Source organism: Nocardia aegles (genome assembly GCF_052545135.1).
This window is the reverse complement of sequence record NZ_JBQWRI010000003.1, coordinates 213,397-232,124: the sequence shown is the minus strand read 5'-3', so window position 1 is coordinate 232,124 and position 18,728 is coordinate 213,397. Positions and strand designations below refer to the sequence as shown.

General features: G+C 67.7%; 21 protein-coding genes. 9 read left to right on the top strand and 12 right to left on the bottom strand.

Annotation, left to right across the window (positions count from 1 at the left end):
- Nucleotides 1-223 precede the first annotated feature (223 nt).
- The 3 genes from ACT89H_RS11090 to ACT89H_RS11080 all read right to left on the bottom strand — a co-directional run bounded on the left by ACT89H_RS11090 (nt 224) and on the right by ACT89H_RS11080 (nt 2,230).
- Entirely contained in the window at nt 224-835 is a 612-nt protein-coding gene (locus ACT89H_RS11090; protein WP_445108474.1) for a DUF305 domain-containing protein, read from the bottom strand.
- Nucleotides 836-922: 87 nt separating this feature from the next.
- On the bottom strand, nt 923-1,603 hold the full coding sequence (locus tag ACT89H_RS11085) for a hypothetical protein (protein ID WP_445108473.1): 681 nt from the start codon (nt 1,601-1,603) through the stop codon (nt 923-925).
- Between the two features lie 51 nt (nt 1,604-1,654).
- The gene (locus tag ACT89H_RS11080; RefSeq protein ID WP_445108472.1) at nt 1,655-2,230 is read right to left on the bottom strand and encodes an AMIN-like domain-containing (lipo)protein; all 576 of its coding nucleotides are present in this window, start codon (nt 2,228-2,230) and stop codon (nt 1,655-1,657) included.
- 236 nt (nt 2,231-2,466) lie between these two features.
- Between ACT89H_RS11080 and ACT89H_RS11075 the strand changes: the two genes are divergently transcribed.
- Both ACT89H_RS11075 and ACT89H_RS11070 read left to right on the top strand, forming a co-directional pair.
- The gene (locus ACT89H_RS11075) at nt 2,467-3,618 is read left to right on the top strand and encodes a class I SAM-dependent methyltransferase (RefSeq protein WP_445108471.1); all 1,152 of its coding nucleotides are present in this window, start codon (nt 2,467-2,469) and stop codon (nt 3,616-3,618) included.
- A gap of 134 nt (nt 3,619-3,752) precedes the next feature.
- Nucleotides 3,753-4,616 (top strand): Bax inhibitor-1/YccA family protein, encoded by an 864-nt coding sequence (locus ACT89H_RS11070; protein WP_445108470.1) that lies wholly within the window; start codon nt 3,753-3,755, stop codon nt 4,614-4,616.
- 55 nt (nt 4,617-4,671) lie between these two features.
- On the opposite strand, the gene ACT89H_RS11065 is transcribed toward ACT89H_RS11070, so the two are convergent.
- The 3 genes from ACT89H_RS11065 to ACT89H_RS11055 all read right to left on the bottom strand — a co-directional run bounded on the left by ACT89H_RS11065 (nt 4,672) and on the right by ACT89H_RS11055 (nt 7,501).
- Nucleotides 4,672-5,892, bottom strand: coding sequence for an acetyl-CoA C-acetyltransferase (locus tag ACT89H_RS11065; protein WP_445108469.1), 1,221 nt, complete (start codon nt 5,890-5,892; stop codon nt 4,672-4,674).
- A gap of 41 nt (nt 5,893-5,933) precedes the next feature.
- The gene (locus tag ACT89H_RS11060) at nt 5,934-6,821 is read right to left on the bottom strand and encodes an SGNH/GDSL hydrolase family protein (protein WP_445108468.1); all 888 of its coding nucleotides are present in this window, start codon (nt 6,819-6,821) and stop codon (nt 5,934-5,936) included.
- A gap of 218 nt (nt 6,822-7,039) precedes the next feature.
- Entirely contained in the window at nt 7,040-7,501 is a 462-nt protein-coding gene (locus ACT89H_RS11055; RefSeq protein ID WP_445108467.1) for a hypothetical protein, read from the bottom strand.
- 103 nt (nt 7,502-7,604) lie between these two features.
- On the opposite strand from ACT89H_RS11055, the gene ACT89H_RS11050 reads away from it, so the two are divergent.
- Nucleotides 7,605-8,993: a cystathionine beta-synthase gene (locus ACT89H_RS11050; protein WP_445108466.1), complete on the top strand. Its 1,389-nt coding sequence runs from the start codon at nt 7,605-7,607 to the stop codon at nt 8,991-8,993.
- An 87-nt stretch (nt 8,994-9,080) separates the two neighbouring features.
- Here ACT89H_RS11050 and ACT89H_RS11045 read toward each other — a convergent pair whose 3' ends face one another.
- Both ACT89H_RS11045 and ACT89H_RS11040 read right to left on the bottom strand, forming a co-directional pair.
- Nucleotides 9,081-9,560 (bottom strand): DUF4254 domain-containing protein, encoded by a 480-nt coding sequence (locus ACT89H_RS11045; RefSeq protein ID WP_445108465.1) that lies wholly within the window; start codon nt 9,558-9,560, stop codon nt 9,081-9,083.
- 516 nt (nt 9,561-10,076) lie between these two features.
- Nucleotides 10,077-11,252 carry an acyl-CoA dehydrogenase family protein gene (locus tag ACT89H_RS11040; protein ID WP_445108464.1) on the bottom strand — a complete coding sequence of 392 codons (1,176 nt, stop codon included), beginning with the start codon at nt 11,250-11,252 and terminating at the stop codon, nt 10,077-10,079.
- A gap of 228 nt (nt 11,253-11,480) precedes the next feature.
- Between ACT89H_RS11040 and ACT89H_RS11035 the strand changes: the two genes are divergently transcribed.
- Nucleotides 11,481-12,623 carry a cystathionine gamma-synthase gene (locus ACT89H_RS11035; RefSeq protein WP_445108463.1) on the top strand — a complete coding sequence of 381 codons (1,143 nt, stop codon included), beginning with the start codon at nt 11,481-11,483 and terminating at the stop codon, nt 12,621-12,623.
- Between the two features lie 115 nt (nt 12,624-12,738).
- Here ACT89H_RS11035 and greA read toward each other — a convergent pair whose 3' ends face one another.
- Together greA and ACT89H_RS11025 are read right to left on the bottom strand one after the other, a co-directional pair.
- Complete coding sequence (gene greA / locus ACT89H_RS11030; protein WP_445108462.1) at nt 12,739-13,233, bottom strand: transcription elongation factor GreA; 495 nt, start codon at nt 13,231-13,233, stop codon at nt 12,739-12,741.
- A 298-nt stretch (nt 13,234-13,531) separates the two neighbouring features.
- Complete coding sequence (locus ACT89H_RS11025) at nt 13,532-13,996, bottom strand: DUF4307 domain-containing protein (RefSeq protein ID WP_445108461.1); 465 nt, start codon at nt 13,994-13,996, stop codon at nt 13,532-13,534.
- A 120-nt stretch (nt 13,997-14,116) separates the two neighbouring features.
- On the opposite strand from ACT89H_RS11025, the gene mca reads away from it, so the two are divergent.
- From mca to ACT89H_RS11010, 3 genes are all read left to right on the top strand, one after another.
- The gene (mca, locus tag ACT89H_RS11020; RefSeq protein ID WP_445108886.1) at nt 14,117-14,983 is read left to right on the top strand and encodes a mycothiol conjugate amidase Mca; all 867 of its coding nucleotides are present in this window, start codon (nt 14,117-14,119) and stop codon (nt 14,981-14,983) included.
- On the top strand, nt 14,980-15,258 hold the full coding sequence (locus tag ACT89H_RS11015; RefSeq protein ID WP_445108460.1) for a hypothetical protein: 279 nt from the start codon (nt 14,980-14,982) through the stop codon (nt 15,256-15,258). The genes mca and ACT89H_RS11015 overlap by 4 nt, the downstream gene beginning before the upstream one ends.
- Nucleotides 15,259-15,330: 72 nt before the next feature.
- Nucleotides 15,331-15,921, top strand: a complete 591-nt coding sequence (locus tag ACT89H_RS11010; RefSeq protein ID WP_445108459.1) for a TIGR03086 family metal-binding protein — start codon at nt 15,331-15,333, stop codon at nt 15,919-15,921.
- Between the two features lie 345 nt (nt 15,922-16,266).
- Here the strand turns inward: ACT89H_RS11010 and ACT89H_RS11005 are convergent, their stop codons facing one another.
- Both ACT89H_RS11005 and ACT89H_RS11000 read right to left on the bottom strand, forming a co-directional pair.
- A complete protein-coding gene (locus ACT89H_RS11005; RefSeq protein ID WP_445108458.1) occupies nt 16,267-16,848 on the bottom strand; it encodes a WXG100 family type VII secretion target in 582 nt (193 codons plus the stop codon).
- Nucleotides 16,845-17,174 carry a hypothetical protein gene (locus tag ACT89H_RS11000; RefSeq protein WP_445108457.1) on the bottom strand — a complete coding sequence of 110 codons (330 nt, stop codon included), beginning with the start codon at nt 17,172-17,174 and terminating at the stop codon, nt 16,845-16,847. The genes ACT89H_RS11005 and ACT89H_RS11000 overlap by 4 nt, the downstream gene beginning before the upstream one ends.
- Nucleotides 17,175-17,782: 608 nt before the next feature.
- Between ACT89H_RS11000 and ACT89H_RS10995 the strand changes: the two genes are divergently transcribed.
- Nucleotides 17,783-18,292, top strand: a complete 510-nt coding sequence (locus tag ACT89H_RS10995) for a DUF3558 domain-containing protein (RefSeq protein ID WP_445108456.1) — start codon at nt 17,783-17,785, stop codon at nt 18,290-18,292.
- A 40-nt stretch (nt 18,293-18,332) separates the two neighbouring features.
- Nucleotides 18,333-18,722 (top strand): hypothetical protein, encoded by a 390-nt coding sequence (locus tag ACT89H_RS10990; RefSeq protein ID WP_445108455.1) that lies wholly within the window; start codon nt 18,333-18,335, stop codon nt 18,720-18,722.
- Nucleotides 18,723-18,728 lie beyond the last annotated feature (6 nt).

Here is an 18,728-nt window from a genome sequence, read left to right as displayed (position 1 = left end):
GGCCAGAACCGGTGCCCATCAGCGGGTGCCGTACCCCGGACCGGCGGTCGGCGTGGCGGGCCACCAGCAGGCCCGCGCGTTCGAGGGTCCGTCGCTCCCCTCGGAGGTCCGGCCGGGACGGATGCACGGAGCCGGACACCCCGATCGCCCGTCGCGCGGGCCCGGCTGAGTGCGGCCGCGCCGATATCGATGGCCGACCGATATCGGCGCGGGGCCGCGCGGTTCAGCTCTGGCCGAGCATGGCTCGCATCTGCGCTATCTCAGCCTGCTGGGCGCCGATGATCCGCTCGGCGAGCGCTTTGGCGTCGGCGTTCGCGCCCTCGGCCAGTTCGGTCTGCGCCATGGCGATCGCGCCCGCGTGATGCTCGATCATCATGGTCAGCCACTGGCGGTCGAAGTCAGGACCCGATGCCGCGCCCAGCGCCGCCATTTGTTCGGCCGACATCATGCCGGGCATTCCGTGGCCGCCGTGCCCCTCGCCCGCGGTGGGCGCCGGCTTGCCGAAGCTCTGCAGAAGGGCGGTGATCTGCTGCATCTCCGGCGCCTGCGCTTGTTCGACCTGCGCGGCGAGCGTGCGCAACTGCTGGTTGTCGGTGTGACCGGGCACCAGCCGCGCCATGTCGACGGCTTGGGCGTGATGCGGATACATCATCTGCAGGAACATCACGTCGGCGTCGTTGTGCACGACGGTGGCGGGTGCGCTGGTGACGGGCGACGTGGTGGTCGAGGTGCCGTGCTCGGTCGTGTGGCCGGTGTCGGCGTCGCCGCATCCGGCGAGGCTCACCGCGGCCACCGCGGCGAGAGCGAGGGCCGATCGGGTGCGAGTGCTGAACATGGGGTGGCTCCTTACGAAGTGCGAAATCTGGGGACGAAGTGGACAGCGCCGCCACCGTGATTCGGACACACGAGGGCGGCGGAGCTGTCAGATCCGCAGAATCGCCAGTTCGGCCAAGGTGAGCACGGTCCATGGCGGCGGTCGTTCCCGCCGCGCCCGCCAGTGCCGCGCTCGTGCCGCGCCGCCGCCGGGGCGATCGACCGCCATGCGATAGAGCAGCACCAGCGCGGCCAGCGCGATGGCGGCGACCAGGATGAACACACAGCCGTGCAGCGCGCTGTGCGCGCCGTCGCACCCGCCGCCCGCGCAGTGGGAGATCCGTTCCGCGACGACCGAGCGCCAGGTCGATGACGCGCCTGCGGTCGTCCCGACCTCCCCAGGGGCGAACGAATCGCCATCAGCGACCATCGGTGGGTCCGGTGGGCCGAAGAATCCCCGGCCGATTGTGCCGAGTTCCCCGCCGTCGCGGTGCACTCCGTCCTGGGGCTCGGGTCGGTCGTCGCCGGTCGGAGTGCTGTCCAGGGGTGCTGTCGCGGGTCGATGCGGGAAGGCGCTCGAATGCGCGGGGGCGGTCGCGGCGACAGCCCGTCCGAGTTCGTCGGGCACCGTTTCGGTAGCGGGCGCGAAGCTACCGTGTGCTCCGGCCGCATGGGCGTGGCCGGAAAACCCGAAGACCGCCGAGTGCATGGCGACGACCCCGGCGAGCAACGCCAGCACCCCGAGGACCCGGGCGAGCCCGGCGGCGGGAAGTATGCGGCGTTCGACCACGAGTACCCAGTCTAGCCGCCGCTGCCGAATACCCGTTGGCGGTACCGGTATTTAGGAGTTCGTGATGTCGACGACCAGCCGGGTGGGGTTGGGCAGCGTGGTGACGGTGAAGGCGGGCCGGTCGGCCTGCACGCCGATGAACGACTGGGTCACGCCCTCGAACACCGTCGTCCGGTAGACGCCCGCGATGCCGGGGACCGCCGGATCGACGGCGGGGTCCGGGCCCGCATACGGTGTCACGCCACTGTCGAACGGGTAAGCCGAGCCCAGGATGCGCACTTCCAGGATCGACCGGCCCGCCACGTCGACGGGATTGCCGCTGGCGTCCTGCGTCGCGCGGTCGGTGTACCGGACGATCCAGCCGGGCGTGCCGACCCCGCCGAGCTCGTAGACCACGCGATCGACGCCGGGCTGACCGCCCAGGCGGACGTCGGTCACCGTGAGTGCGGCATCGCCGGAAGGCTTGCCCTGCTTCGGTGCGGTGTCCCCGGGAGTAGGGGCCTGCGCTACCTCGGCCGGCGCAGCGGTGGTCGATGCGGCCGGGAGACCCGGCGCGGATTCGCTGCCACCGCACCCCGCGAGCAGTGCCGCCGCGACCGCGACCATGAGCACCATCCTGTTGCGCATAGTCCGATGCTACTCAGCGAAAGGCCGTGGACGGCGTAATCAGAGGGCGTTGCGGGGCATTCGCCATCGGCCGGTGGCGACGTGCGTGATCGAACAACGCTCTCGCCAGGATCTGCGGCCGCGAAAGCGGTTGTCCCGAGGGGGTTCAGCGGGCGAGCCGCAGCGTAGGGAAGCCGCCGAGATCGATAGGGCGGGGTGGGCGCGACCATTCGGCAACGATCTAGCACACTTGAGGCGTGGGAAATGTCGAGGACGTACTGAGCCGGTTGCGGCGGTATCCGGACGTGGAGGCGCTGAACCTCTACGCCGTCGACGCCGCCGATCGGCTGATCCTCGACGTCGCGGCCGACGCACTCGCGACTGTGGATAGCGGAAAAGTAGCAGTAATCGGCGATGCCTATGGCGCACTGACCCTCGGTGCCATAGCGGGACACGATCTGCGCGACGTTCGGGTGCATCAGGACCTGCTCACCGGCGAACTCGCCCTCGCCAACAACGCCCGCGCGGCGGGCCTGTCGGATCGCTACACCGCGCATCCGCTCGGCCCGGGGTTGCTGCGCGATGTCCGGGTGGTCCTGCTTCGCCTGCCCCGGATGCTGGCCGGGCTGGCCGAAGTGGCCGACGCCATCGCGCGGTACGCGGATCCGGCCGTCGAAGTGTTCGCCGGCGGGCGGGACAAATATCTGACCAAGTCGATGAACGACGTTCTGGCCCAATCGTTTTCCGAGGTGCGCGCCAGTCGCGGCAGGCAGAAGTCGCGGACCCTGCTGGTGGCCGGACCCAAACCCGTTGCCGGTCGGCCGTTCCCGGTCCGCGATCGGCTCGACGAACTCGGTCTCGACGTGGTCGCGCACGGCGCGGCCTTCTCCGGAGCCCGTCTGGACATCGGCACCAGGTTCCTGCTCGAGTACCTGAAACTGATGAAGCCGGACGCGCGCGACGCGATCGATCTCGGCTGCGGCACCGGCATCCTGGCCGTCGCGCTGGCCACGGCTCGGCCGGGCATCAAGGTGATCGCCACCGATCAATCCGCTGCCGCAGTCGCCTCGGCGCGGGCCACCATCGAGGCCAACGCAGTCGCCGACCGGGTGTGTGTGGTGCGCGACGACGCCATGTCCTCGGCGGCGGACAACAGCGCCGACCTGGTGCTGTGCAATCCGCCGTTCCATATCGGCGCTGCCGTGCACACCGGATCGGCCATCAAGATGTTCGCCGAGACCGGGCGGGTGTTGCGTCCCGGCGGAGAGCTGTGGACGGTCTACAACTCGCATCTGAACTATCGGGCCGTGGTCGAACGGATGGTGGGCCGGACCGAGGTGATGGGCCGCAACCGGAAATTCACCGTGACTCGGTCGGTGCGTGGTCTGCACGATCCGCGACACCGGTAGAGTCCGAATTGTCCGGCTCTCCGCGACTCCCCGGGAACTCGCGACGGATGACAAACGTTGGACAGGGCAGTTGGATATCGAGTGAACCAACTCGATGAACAGCGGCAACGACTCCAGAAAGGGACGCCGTTCACATGCGTACCACGAGCAATCCGGTTTTCAGGAACCTGCCACGGCAGGAGGGCGGTGGATACGCCAGCTTCGGTTCCGGTGTGACCTCCGCGGGCCAGTTCGGCAACCAGTACGGCCAGTACCCACAGCAATACGGCCAGTACCCGCAGTCCTATCAGCAGGCTCCTCCCACCACGCGCTCGATGACCATCGACGACGTGGTGACGAAGACGGGCATCACCCTCGCGGTGCTCGCCCTGTCCGCGATCGTCTCCTACGGCCTCACCAACGCGAACACCTCGCTCGCACCGCTGTTCGTGATCGGCGGCGGTCTGGTCGGCCTGGTGCTCGTGCTGATCGCGACCTTCGCGAACAAGATGGACAACCCGGCGATCGTGTTGTCCTACGCCGTCGCCGAGGGGCTTTTCCTCGGTGCGCTGTCGTTCATGTTCACCAGCATCGAGTTCGGCGGGGTCGGCGGTAGCGCGCTGATCGGTCAGGCGGTGCTCGGCACCTTTGGTGTCTTCGCGGGCATGCTGGTGGTCTACAAGACGGGCGCGATCCGCGTGACGCCGCGATTCACCAGGATCATCGTCGGCGCCATGATCGGCGTTCTGGTGCTCGTGCTGGGCAACTTGGTCGCGAGCTTCTTCATCGCAGGCGGCCTCGGCCTGCGCGACGGCGGCCCGCTGGCGATCGTGTTCAGCCTGGTGGTCATCGCCATCGCCGCGTTCAGCTTCCTGCTCGACTTCGACGCCGCCGATCAGCTGATCCGGGCGCAGGCTCCGGAGCGGGCGGCCTGGGGTGTCGCCCTCGGCCTCACCGTCACCCTGGTCTGGCTGTACGTGGAGATCTTGCGGCTGCTGAGTTACTTCCAGAACGACTAGCCATACGCGAAGGGGCGGTCGCCGGATATCCGGCGACCGCCCCTTCGTCTGCGGGTCAGCTCAATCGCTCGATGATCATCGCCATACCCTGGCCGCCGCCGACGCACATGGTCTCCAGACCGAACTGCTTGTCGTAGGTCTGCAGGTTGTTGATCAGCGTGGTGGTGATGCGGGCGCCGGTCATACCGAACGGGTGGCCGAGCGCGATCGCGCCGCCGGAGACGTTCAGCTTGTCCTCGTCGATCTTCAGCTCCCGGGCCGAGCCGAGGACCTGCACCGCGAACGCCTCGTTGATCTCGACCAGGTCGATGTCGTCGATGGTCTTGCCCGCCAGCGCCAGCGCGCGCTTGCACGCTTCGATCGGGCCCAAGCCCATGATCTCCGGCGACAGGCCGGACACGCCGGTGGACACGATCCGCGCCAGCGGAGTCAAACCGAGTTCCTCGGCCTTGGTGTCGCTCATGACGACCAGCGCCGCCGCACCGTCGTTGAGCGGGCAGCAATTGCCCGCGGTGACGGTGCCGTCCGGGCGGAACACCGGCTTCAGCGCGGAGACCGCCTCGTAGGTGACCCCGGCGCGCGGGCCGTCGTCCTTGCTGATCACGGTGCCGTCCGGCAGTGTCACCGGGGTGATCTCTCGCTCGAAGAAGCCGTTCTTGATCGCTTCCTCGGCGCGGTTCTGCGAGCGTACGCCCCAGCGGTCCTGGTCCTCGCGGGTGATGCCGGCGGAGGTGGCCACGTTCTCGGCGGTCTGTCCCATCGCGATGTAGACATCGGGGATCAGGCCGTCCTCGCGCGGATCGTGCCAGATGCCCGCGCCGCCCTCGGCGGTCTTCGCGGTGCGCTGCTGCGCTGCGGCGAACAGCGGGTTCTGCGTGTTCGGCCAGGTGTCGGCGGAGCCGTTCACATACCGCGACACGGTCTCCACGCCCGCGGAGATGAACACATCGCCTTCACCCGCCTTGATCGCGTGGAAGGCCATCCGGGTGGACTGCAGCGACGAAGCGCAGTAACGGTGCACGGTCGTGCCGGGCACGAAGTCGTAACCGAGCTGCACGGCGACGACCCGGGCGATGTTGAAGCCCTGTTCACCGCCCGGCGAGCCGCAGCCCAGGATCAGGTCGTCGATCTGAGCGGGGTCCAGGGCAGGTACCTTGTCGAGCGCTGCCCGCACAATCTGCGTGGTCAGGTCGTCGGGCCGCAGGTCGACCAGCGAGCCCTTGCGGGCCCGGCCGATCGGGGAGCGTGCGGTCGAAACGATGACGGCCTCGGGCATGAGGACTCCTTGGGTCGGACGGTTCGGTCGAACCGGAGTTGTTACTCCCGGGTTCGTACCGAATCTACGTCTCGTCGCCGAGTACCGAAAGCGCCTGTCCCGCCCAGTGCCTCCAGCAGCACCGGGAGCAATTGCGCGGCGGCCAGTCCGTAGCCGGCGGCCGACGGATGGAAACCGTCGGCGGCGAACAGCAGCTCGGGCGCGGCGCGGAACTCCGGGGCCAGCAGGTATCCCATGCGCACCGGGTGTCCGCCCGCGACGGTCGTCGCGACGTGCTGCGCCTTGGCCAGCCGCACGCTCCAGTTCTGCACGACGGTCCGCAGCGGCTGGGGAATGGCCGCCACCATGCCGAGATCCGGGCAGGTGCCGACCACGACCACCGCGTCGGCGCGGCGCAACCGGGCGACCGCCGCGGCGAGCCTGCGCGCGGAGGCGCGGATCGAGTGCTTCTTGGTGACGTCGTTGGCGCCGATGAGGATGACCGCGGCATCCGGCGGCGGACCCGCGACGAACATCGCGTCCACCTGACCGGCCAGGCCCTTGGACGTGGCGCCGGAGATCGCCTTGGTGCTCAGGCGGATCCGCTGCCCGGTCGCCTCGGCGAGTCCGCGGGCCAGGCGCACGCCGGGCACCTCGTCGGCCACCGTGCAGCCGAGGCCGGCAGCGGTGGAGTCGCCGAAGATCATCAGATGCAGGTCGGCGTGCTTGCCCGCACGCCACGGCTCCGGGACCACGCAGCCAGGGGCGTAGATGCCGTCGGCTTCCGGAGGCTTCGAGGTGTCCCGGCCGATCACCCCGCGCGCCACGCCCGCCTGCGCCATGAGCAGGCGGTAGGTCGCCCACCATGCGGTCCCCGCGCCGGAGCCGGCGAGCACGGCCGCGGCCCCGGTCAGCGCGGCCGCGCGCCAGCGATACTGAGGTGCGCTCACGCCAGGAATTTTACGAGAATCCGGCCGGTCGACCAGCGGCGAACCGGCTACGGCTGGTGCGAGCTCGCGGCAGAACGCGGGTGCGGCGACGGACATCACACCGTTGCCTGCCGTGCGTGTCCGAAAGTCGCCAGGATCGCTTCCGTCGGGTGCGTGCTCCGACGGGATCGACACGGGCCGCGGCCCCGCCGATCAGTGCGCGTCCCGATCCGCCGGGATCAGCCGGGGACCACGAATGTGCCGCGAGCGGGGATGCTCGCCGCATCGGTGGAGATGGTGACTTCCACGAGGCCGGGGCCGGTGTCCTGGAACAGCGCGTACTGGATGCTGCCGTAGATGCCGGTGACCACGATGTTGTCGTAGCTGCCCGTCGCACCGGTGGTGACATTGCGCCACGCGACGGTGGTGCGGACCTCGCACAGCGGCGCCAGCGGGTACGAACCCGGCCCGACACCGGTCACGGGCAGCGCCCGAACGTTCAGGATGGCGCGCCCCGGCCATTCCGGGCCGGTGTCGGCCCAGGTGCGGATGCTCGTCCAGCACAGACCACCGCGCGCGAGCGTCGGCACCTGCGGGAATTCGACGGTCGCCGCTTCCGCTTGCGCACCGGATCCGACCACTAGGGCCACCGCCGATCCGGCCAGAAGCATTGCGGCGCGGGCGATGTTCGGCTGCCTCATGGCAGCGATCCTAAGGCCGCGGGCACGGGTTCGCCGGTAGTCCGCGGCCGTTGCGCCCGGCGTGCGCGCACGCACAGTTGGTGCGTCTGCAACTATTGGGTCCATGCGCATCGCGGATCATGTCGTGGATCTCATCGGCAACACGCCGCTGGTCCGGTTGAATTCGGTCGTGGGACCGAACGCGGGGCTGGTCGCGGCCAAGATCGAATACCTGAACCCGGGCGGCAGCTCCAAGGACCGGATCGCGGTGAAGATGATCGACGCCGCCGAGCGGTCCGGGAAGCTGCGGCCCGGCGGCACCATCGTCGAGCCCACTTCCGGCAACACCGGCGTCGGCCTCGCCTTGGTCGCGCAACAGCGCGGCTACCAGTGCGTGTTCGTCTGCCCGGACAAGGTCAGCGAGGACAAGCGCAACGTGCTGCGCGCCTACGGCGCCGACGTCGTGGTCTGCCCGACCGCCGTGCCGCCGGACCACCCGAACAGCTACTACAGCGTGTCCGACCGCCTGGTCCGCGAGATCGACGGTGCGTGGAAGCCCGACCAGTACTCCAACCCGGGCGGCCCGGAAAGCCACTACGAGACCACCGGCCCGGAGATCTGGCGCGATACCGACGGCAAGGTCACCCATTTCGTGGCGGGTGTCGGCACCGGCGGCACCATCACCGGCACCGGCCGCTACCTCAAGGAGGTCTCGGGCGGGAAGGTGCGGATCATCGGCGCCGACCCGGAGGGTTCGGTGTACTCCGGCGGCACCGGGCGGCCGTACCTGGTCGAGGGCGTCGGCGAGGACTTCTGGCCGTCGGCCTACGACCCCGCCGTACCGGACGAGATCATCGCGGTCTCCGACGCGGATTCCTTCGAGATGACTCGCAGGCTGGCCCGCGAGGAGGGCCTGCTGGTCGGCGGTTCCTGCGGCATGGCGGTCGTCGCGGCCGTCGAGGTGGCGCGGCGTGATCCGGACGCCGTGGTCGTGGTGTTGCTGCCCGACGGCGGCCGCGGCTACCTGTCGAAGATCTTCAACGACCAGTGGATGAGCTCCTACGGCTTCCTCCGCGAACGGCTGGACGGCACCGCCGAGCCGCTCGTCGGCGATGTGCTGCGCGGCAAGTCCGGCGAGTTGCCGGACCTGGTGCACACCCACCCGTCGGAGACGCTGCGCGACGCGATCGAGATCCTGCGCGAGTACGGCGTCTCCCAGATGCCCGTGGTCGGCGCCGAGCCGCCGGTCATGGCGGGCGAGGTCGCGGGCAGTGTGTCCGAGCGCGACCTGCTGTCGGCGGTCTTCGAGGGCCGGGCCAACCTCACCGATTCGGTAGACCAGCACATGAGCCCGTCGTTCCCGCTGATCGGCTCGGGCGAGCCCATCTCCGCCGCGACGAAGGCGCTCTCGGACACCGACGCGCTGATGGTCGTCGAGGACGGTAAGCCCGTCGGCGTGATCACCCGCCACGACCTGCTCGGCTTCCTCAGCACGGGCAATATCGGAACCTAGACGCGACCGCTTCTCCGCGGCGATCCAGCCGACTCGCCGTACCGCACGAATCGGTGCGGCGAGTTACGGCGGCTTCCGGTCGAACGCCTACGCCGGTCGCCGGGCGCGCATCGTTTCGCGCACGCCGCCGGTGATCAGGTCGGTCCATTCGTCGGCCAGCAGCGCCAGCCGGTACCACGCGGCGTGTACCCGGGTGTCGGACACTTTTTCGGCGGTGTGCAGTAGGTGGCTGGCGTGGACGTGGGCGGCGGCCATTCGGTCGACCGTGGCGCCGATGGATTCGCTGCGCAGCTGGTCGATCGCACGTTTGCGGGGTAGTTGGTCCACCACCCACGCATCGATCGTGGCGACCAGTTCGGCGCGGCGGCAATCTATTCCGGCGGCGGCCAGCGGATCGCCGTGGCGCCGCTTGTGCAGCGCGGCCAGTGCCCTGGCCCAGCCGACCAGGGGGTGGTCTTGGCCCGACTCGCTCGAGTGCCCGCCGAAGGCAGCGACCAGTTCGCGCTGATCCGGCAGCGGCGGTGCGACGCTGTGTGCGCGCCGCGGCAGCTGATCACGCGCGAACATGGCCGGCTCCCAGTGCCTTCGGAACAGACCGCCGTGCGCCACGGTCGATCGACAAGCTGTGCATCGTGCACCTCCGATGGTTGTGGTGGTGGAGGCATCGCCCCAATGCCGGGTCCCTTTGCATGATGGGCGATTTCGCTGGCCTACCGGTGACACCCACGTGGCACTTGAATGACAAGACGTAACAATGCGCTGGCCGCCGCCCGCACTTCCCTGTGAGGTGCGGCTTCTGCCGGCCGCTGCATCTTCGCACAGCTTGTCACGAGTGCGCGGAACGGATCCGAGGGAGTCAGCCGGGCGACCTCGGCTGCCGGCTGGGCAGCGGCTTCCTCGGGCTGGGCGGCGGGGCGATAAGGCCGCGCTTCGGTGCAGGCCGCGAAGACATCTGCGGCCGCCGGTAATCGGGTACCGGATGCGATCTTGCCCCTCGGATCGCCGCTGCCGTCCGGTCGTTGCCGTGCCGGTTTCGGGCTCGATGCACGCAGTCGCCGCGGGGCGGCGCGCCGGACGGGTCGGTCAGCGGAACGCGTTCGCGTCGGTCAACGCCCGCCCGAGCACGAGCTGGTGTACCTCCGCGGTGCCTTCGTAGGTGAGCACCGATTCCAGATTGTTGGCATGGCGCAGCACCGGGTAGTCGAGTGTGATGCCATTGGCGCCCAGTATGGTCCGGCACTCGCGGGCGATGGCGATGGCTTCGCGCGTGCTGTTCAGTTTGCCCGCGCTCACCTGCTCCGGGGTGGCCGCGCCGCGGTCTTTCAGCCGTCCGATGTGCAGGGCGAGCAGCTGGCCCTTGCCGAACTCCAGCGCCATGTCGGCCAGCTTGGCCTGGGTGAGTTGGTAGGCGGCCAGTGGCTTGTCGAACACCTCGCGGGTCCTGGCGTACTCGATGGTGGCCGCCAGGCACTCGCGTGCCGCGCCGAGCGCGCCGAAGACGATGCCGAAGCGCGCCTCGCTCAGGCAGGCCAGCGGTGCGGCCAGTCCTCTCGACCCCGGCAGCACCGCGTCGGCGGGCAGGCGAACCTCGTCCAGGTCCAGTTCCGCGGTGACCGACGCGCGCAGCGACAGTTTGCGGTGCATCTCCCGCGTCGTGAACCCGGGCGTCGCGGCCGGGACCAGGAACCCGCGGATCACCTGCTTGCCGTCCTCCTCGGTCTGCGCCCACACCACCGCGACATCGCTCACCGAGCCGTTGGTGATCCACATCTTCGAGCCGCTCAGCACCCAGTCCGCGCCGTCGCGCTTCGCCCGGGTCCGCATGCCGCCCGGGTTCGAGCCGAAGTCGGGCTCGGTCAGTCCGAAACAGCCGAGCGCGCGGCCCGCGGCCAGCTCCGGCAGCCACTGCTGCTTCTGTTCCTCCGAGCCGTATTTGTGGATCGCGGTCATCGCCAGCGAGCCCTGGACCGAGACCATGCTGCGGATGCCGGAGTCCACCGCCTCCAGCTCCTGGCAGGCCAGGCCGTAGGCGGTGGCCGACATGCCCGCGCAGCCGTACCCCGCCAGATGCATGCCGAGCAGTCCCAGGGCGCCCAGCTCCGGGGCGAGCTCGCGGGCCGGGAAGGTGCCCGCCTCGAACCACTCCGCGACGTACGGGCGCAGTCGCTGCGTCGCGAAGGCCGCGACGGTGTCCCGAATCTCGCGCTCGTCGTCGGACAGCAGCGCGTCGGTGGCGAACAGCTCTTCCACAGTGACCATGGACTCAGCCTAAGGGGCAGGAAAATAGTGAGACGGAACTCACGCCGGTTGCCTCGGCGCGAGATTTCCGAGCTGGTGATGGCGTCGGTGTAATTCGATCGGATCGAGGGACGCTGTCCCGCTGTGGCGACGGCATCGTGCGGATTCGTCCGATTCGCCTGCGCACCCGACGGCGATACGTGTATACCGGCAAGTTGCCCGGGAATCGCCCCGTTTAGGCTGAGCCCCATGAGCGAGTTGGGATTCTCCACACGGGCCGTGCACGCCGGGTATGAACCCGATCCGCAGACCGGCGCGGTGAACGTGCCCATCTACGCGAGTTCGACGTTCGCCCAGGACGGCGTCGGCGGCTTGCGCGGCGGTTTCGAATACGCCCGTACCGGCAACCCGACGCGGTCGGTGCTGGAGGCGAACCTCGCCGCGCTGGAATCGGGCCGCTACGGCCGGGCGTTCGCGTCCGGTATGGCCGCGACCGACTGCGCGCTGCGGGCTACGTTGCGTCCGGGCGATCACATCGTGATCCCCGACGACGCCTACGGGGGCACGTTCCGGCTGATCGACAAGGTCTTCAGCCAGTGGGGGATCGACCACTCGCCGGCGCACGTGTTCAACGTGGACGAGATGCGCGCCGCGATCCGGCCGAACACCAAACTGGTCTGGATCGAAACCCCGACCAACCCGTTGCTGAGCATCGGCGACATTCCCGCGCTGGCCGACGTCGCGCACGCGGCGGGCGCGAAACTGGTCGTCGACAATACCTTCGCGACGCCCTACCTGCAGCAGCCGCTGCTGCTCGGCGCCGACATCGTGGTGCACTCCACCACCAAATATCTCGGCGGCCACTCCGACGTCATCGGCGGCGCGCTGATCACCAACGATCCGGAACTCGACGCGGCGTTCGCGTTCTTGCAGAACGGTGCGGGCGCGGTGCCCGGCCCGTTCGACGCGTTCCTCACGCTGCGCGGCACCAAGACCCTCGCCCTGCGGATGGATCGGCACTGCGACAACGCGGAGACCATCGCGGAGTTCCTGGCCGGGCACCCGTCGATCTCGCAGGTGATCTACCCCGGCCTGCCGGAGCATCCGGGCCATGCCGTCGCGGCGAAGCAGATGCGGCGTTTCGGCGGGATGATCTCGGTGCGCCTGGGCGGCGACATCGAAGCGGCGCGCAAGTTCTGCGCGCGGACCGAGGTGTTCACCCTCGCCGAGTCCCTGGGCGGTGTCGAGTCGCTGATCGAGCATCCGGCCGCGATGACGCACGCTTCCACCGAAGGTTCCGACCTGGAGGTTCCCGCGGATCTGGTGCGGCTCTCGGTCGGCATCGAGGATGTCAGCGACCTGCTTGCGGACATCGAGCAGGCCTTGAGCTAGGTTCACGGACATAGCTAGGTTCACGGACATGAGGAAACGGCCGCACCCGATGATCGGGCGCGGCCGCTCGTGTCCGCGGGGGTATCGGCCTGCCGTGGGGGCGCGGCCGAGAGCATCAGCTGTGGTAGGGCTCGGCGCTGAGCAGGGTGACCTTCATCGTGTTCCCGTTGGGCAGCGTGTATTCCCTGGTCTCGCCCACCTTGGCGTTGATGAGCGCGCCGCCGAGCGGGGAGTTCGGCGAGTACGTCTCCAGCTTGGAATCGCGCAGGCCCTCCTCACGGGTGGCGATCAGGAAGGTTTCGGTGTCCGTCTCGTCGCCGTCGTAGTAGACCTTGACGACCGACCCGGGAAGCGCGACGCCGGACTTGGTCGGTGCGACGCCGACCTTGGCGTTGTTCAGCAGCTCCTGCAGCTGGCGAATACGCGCCTCCTGCTGACCCTGCTCCTCGCGGGCGGCGTGGTACCCACCGTTCTCCTTGAGGTCGCCCTCTTCCCGGCGTTCGTTGATCTCGGCGGCGATGACCGGACGATTGGCGATGAGCGCGTCGAGTTCGCTCTTGAGCCTGTCGTGCGACTCCGGGGTCAGCCAGGTCACTTGCGTCTCAGTCATCTCGATCACTCCCTAGTAGTTGTTCCCGGCAGGCCGGGATTCCCTGAGCACCGGCGTGCACCCACCCGAAAAGCGGGCACGCGCCAGTCGACGGCTAGAGCGATCCTGGGAAGTTCATCGAACCCCAACAGGCCCCGGTCACGGGCGAAATCACAAGCCCGAACCCTCAGCGCTGGCCGCCAATGCAGCAAACACGGCTCCGAGCTCCGGAACCGTGTATCACGCTATCTTAGCATGATTCACAAATGTGCAGGTCGGAGTTGATTTCGCGGGCAAACCGCCGGTGTATGCGCGGAAATCAGCCAACCCGCAGATAGCCGGGTACCCGATCGCTGCACGCGTACACGCTGCCCGCCGCGGGCCGCGCGGACGAGCGCACGACGGTGGTCAACTCGACCGTCCCGCTGCTCGACGGCTCGACGAGCACTTCCCGGCGGCCGAGCTCGGTGCCGTCGCGGGCCATCGCGCGGACGAAACACACCACCGGCTGCTGCGGGTCGGCCCGGGTGACCTTGAGCCGGATGGTCATGGTCGAGTCGTCCACGACGACGTAGCCGAGCTGCTCGGCCTCGATGTTCTCCGGCCCGTACTGCTGATACCCCAGGTAGGCCACGCCGAGTCCGGCGAGCAGCACCGCGACGCCGAGCAGCGGCACGATCCAGCGGCGCGGCTTGCGGGGCACGCTGCCGTACCGGTCGGGCGGGGGTCCGCCGGGAGACGCCGCCTTCGCGTCACCGCCGTTCTCCGGCGCGGGCTGGCTCATGGTTGTCGCTCCCGGGGGGTACGTCGGAACAAAAGTGGGTCGAATGGAACTATAGGTAACGAAGCCCCGACACCCGCGACCGAGAGCGACGGAGAACGAGACGTGAGTGGCCTTCGCCTCATGGCGGTGCACGCCCACCCAGACGACGAATCCAGCAAGGGTGCCGCGACGACCGCCCGTTACGCCGACGAAGGACACGATGTCCTCGTCGTGACGCTGACCGGCGGAGAGCGCGGAAGCATCCTGAACCCGGCCATGGACACGCCCGGCGTCCTCGAGCGGATCCACGAGATCCGCCGCGAGGAGATGGCCGCCGCGGCCCGTGCGCTCGGTGTGCGCCAGCACTGGCTCGGTTTCGTCGACTCGGGGCTGCCCGAGGGCGATCCGCTGCCACCGCTGCCCGAGGGCAGCTTCGCGCTGGTTCCGCTGGAGGAGGCCACCGAGGCCCTGGTGCGCGTGGTGCGGGAGTTCAGACCGCACGTGATGACCACCTATGACGAGACCGGCGGCTACCCCCACCCCGATCACATCCGCTGCCATGAGGTGTCGATGGCGGCATTCGAGGCGGCAGGCGACCCTGAGCGTTTCCCCGGCGCGGGCGAGCCGTGGACGCCGCTCAAGCTGTACTACGACCACGGCTTCACCATGAAGCGGATGGAGATCTTCGCCGCGGAGTACGAGCGCATCGGCGAGCCGTTTCCGTTGCAGGAGTGGCTGGACCGGATGCGCAAGTATGCCGCCGAGCGCGGTGACGTGTTCTCCCGGATCACCACCCAGATCGACTGCGCCAAGTACTTCCCGCAGCGCGACGACGCCTTGCGCGCGCACGCGACGCAGATCGATCCGAACGGCGCCTTCTTCGCCATTCCGATCGAGATGCAGCAGCGGTTGTGGCCGACCGAGGAGTTCGAACTGGCCAAGACCCGCGTGCGCACCGAGCTGCCGGAGACCGATCTCTTCGCGGGCATCGAGGACGGGCGGTCGTGACGCTGATCCTGCTCGCCCAGACACCCGGAACGCCGACCGGCCCCGAGTTCGGCAAGGCGTCGCCGCTCGGCCTGGTCATCATCCTGATCCTGCTCGCGGGCACCTTCCTGCTGGTCCGGTCGATGAACCGGCACATCAAGAGGCTGCCCTCGACCTTCGAGCCCGAGCATCCCGAACCGGATCAGGAGGCCGACGAGGGCACCGAGCACGGCATCGCCCGTCGTGCCGAGAAGCCCGACGGCGCCGATCCCGAAGGGCGATCCGAGTCCGGCTGAGTTCGCATTGCCGCGCGTTTGTCGGTGTCCTGTGCTACCAATTCAGCCGAACCGCTCGACCGAAGGAAGCTCATGGACAACGTGATCGGACAGATCGACCGTGCACTGGATGCGACCGGAGCGGTCGTCGCCGCCGTGGGAGGAGCGGGTCTGTCCGCGCCGACGCCGTGCCGGGGCTGGGATGTCCGCGCCGTGCTCAATCACACGGTGGGCGGCATGCACATCTTCGCGGCAGCGCTGAGCGGCACGGACGCCGGCGCCGAGCACGAATCCGATTGGCTCGGCGGTGATCCGCAGGGTGCGTACGCCGCGGCGGCCGCGGTGGCCCGCGCCGCCTGGCATCGCCCCGATGCGCTGGACGGCACGGTGGGCATCTCGCTCGGGGAGTTGCCCGGCCCCGCCGCCGCGCTGGTGCATCTGACCGAGCTCGTGGTGCACGGGTTGGATATCGCGGTGGCCATCGATCGGCCGGACCTGGCCGACGACCAGTTGTGTGGCGAAGTGCTCGCCACCATGCAGGCCATGGGTGGCATCAATTCCTTCCGCGCACCAGGCATTTTCGGTCCCGAGGTGCTCGTCGCCGCCGACGAACCAGCCCATCGCCGGCTCCTGGCCTACGTGGGGCGTGAAGTCTTGGTCGGCGCCGACGAATTCAGCAGGTGAGGGCGGGCACTCCTCGCGTCGGCTGATCCAGGCCGGATCGTGCGTCGTCACGCTGATCCGGCATGCTGTCACCAGCGCCGACCGACCCGATCATGCGCCGCCGCGACAGTGCACGGCTCCCCGGGTGTGCGGGGGCGTTACCTGCCGCATGACTGCTGAAAGGTGCCGCCCGCAGATGCCCAGAACGATCCTGTATCCCTCCGACGAGCAGATCCGCATCGTGACAGCGAGATTGCTCGACCTGTATGGCGACTCGGATCCCGTGTTCTTCGGCCTCACTTCGGCGGGGCCGGATCAAGTCGGCGTTATGCCGCAGCCGATCCCGCCGACGGATGAGCCATCGTTTCAAGATCTTGCGACCTTCACCTTCTTGCTTGCTTGCCTGCGGTGTTGTCGGATGTGTTGTTCATGGTGATGGTGAACTGAGGGGGCTTTCGTGAATGTGAGCGATACGCGTAGCGTAGATCGGCTCCGCCCGGCCTGGTGGGCGGCCTGAAGCTGGGCTTGATCGGAGAACTGCATATTCGCCAGTCCCAGATCCGGGTTGGCCTGTGCGCGCCGGAAGTCCAGAACGGCGCGGGTGTGCTGGCTACGCGCATCGGCGGCTTCCAGTTCCAACCCGTTGGCGACGTCCCGGTATCCGACCAGATTGGTGTGCCACTCCGCGAGTAGCCGTACGGCTCGTTCGAGGGAGTTCTGCGCGTAGCCGAGGTCTTGCGCCAAGGTGGCGTCGAAGTTCGCGCGGAACGCGTCGCCTGCGCTGCCTTTCCACACGTTGTCGTTGCTGTTACGCAGCCGATTCAGCAGGTCGTTGGTTCCGGTGACGGCGTCGGCGGCAGTCTTGATTTGGTTGCGGAGCCCAGCAACATCGTCGGGTAGGCCTGGTGCGGGGTTGAATCCCAGATTCGGATACGGCGTGGTGCTCATGCCGCAGGCTCCGTCGTCGGCTTCGCGGTAGTCGGCTGCCCGTTCGCCTGTGCCGCCGCCTGGGCGAGTGCATCCGAGAACGTTTGGTCCGTGGCCCGGTATGCATCGTGACACTGCGCGACACCGTCAGCGGTCACCCTGGCTGTCTCACCGATTCGTTCGATACCGAACTTCCAGCGACGTTGGAAGTTGTCGGCGGCGTCGTTCAGTACCTGGGTGCCGATATCGCCGTGACCGCCCTCCGCCATCGCCTTCATCGCATCGTTGAGCACCTGTTCCGCGTTGCGCAGCGACTGGACGGTCTTGCCCAACACATCGATATCCACCTGGAGGAATCCCGCCAACTTCCTGTCTCGTTCATGCCGCTCGTCCGATGTACGAAGTACTCGTCATGTGATTCGACGTCGACCAGCCAGCGTTGGTTCCATCGATATCGGAAAATCACATCCCGTGATGCCAGCGGTGGTCGACGAGTCGGCTTCACGATCCGCAGAACGATAGTCGAATCCCGTTTGGCATGCAGCCAATCTCATGATGGCACGACCGCCTATGACAACTGCGGCCTGCGACAGAAGCGGGCGGAATCCGGCGTCGAGCATGATGCGCAGATCCCTCCGAGCACTCCACTCCCCGTGGCGGCGCCCGGAATGGTACGACGAACCATGGCCGAGCGCGGCCCAGCTTCTCACGGTCGCTCAATGCCGCGGTCGCCGCGTCCAGGTCGGTGCGTGCGCTGGCTCCGATCCGGCGGATCGCATCGAGCAGGGCCTGAGCCGCCCTGTGGTTGTATGAGCCCGTGCGTCCTGCGGCTGATGCGTATCTCCGCAGGTCGCCGGGTACGGCGATGGGCTGCTGTATGCATCGACGTTTCGTGTCTGAGTTGCTAGGGTGGGTCGGACTTTTTCTCAGCGATCGGGGGGTTTGCATGCGAGTCGTGGCCGTGGCAGCCGGACTGTGTGCGGTGCTGGCGGTAGCCGGATGTGGGGACACTGTGCCGGGGCAAGCAAGCACCACGACAAGCCTTACCAAGGCTGATCTTTATGATCCGTGCACACTGCCCGCGGATGCGATCACAGCCGCGGGCGCCAATCCGGCGACCAAGGATGACAACCCCTTCCTGGTTGCGCGCGATGCATGGAAGGGATGCAGCTGGAGAGCGAACGGCTACCATTTGGCAGTGTTCAACACGACACATACGCTGGCTGATTTTCGGTCCAATGAATTGTTCCACAATTTTAGAGATATTCAGCTGCCCCAACGCCGTGCCGTTGCCTATACTATTGGCGATAAGACGCCGCCTGATAGTTGTGATGTCACGTTCGAGACTTCAAGCGGAACTTTTCAAATTAATGCAAGCAAATTTATCGATAGCAAGTCGACCGATGATGTCTGCTCAATCGCTTTACAGTACGCTCAAGTGCTGGATAAATGGATTCCTCGGTAGACTCTGACGATAAGAATGCTGAGAAATTGGAGCGGAATCTATGACTAGCCCGTTGGATATGAAACACGAGTTTCAGTCCCTGGTAGGTGAGGCGACTGCCGGTCGGCTTCTTATCGAAGATGGCGTGGCGGAGCGCTGCGCGAAGCTCTGTGACGATTATGTGACAGAACTTCGAGATCTCAGCCCTCAGGCTATCTATTTGGTCAAGGTTGACTCGTTCGGAATTCTTCAGTCGGCCAAAACTCTGGCAAAGAAGTTCTACGATCTTGCTGTTGGAGGCGTTGGTTCCGGCTCCTATCAAGATTCGGTGCGCCAGCATATCGAGGTCGTTCAGCAGATGGCCGACATGTTCCGCAAGGCGGGCGAGGCGTACAAAGCCGCTGATCAGGGCACTCAACAGGCCATTGCCAGAGCGGGCGATCAAGTTTAATCGGAG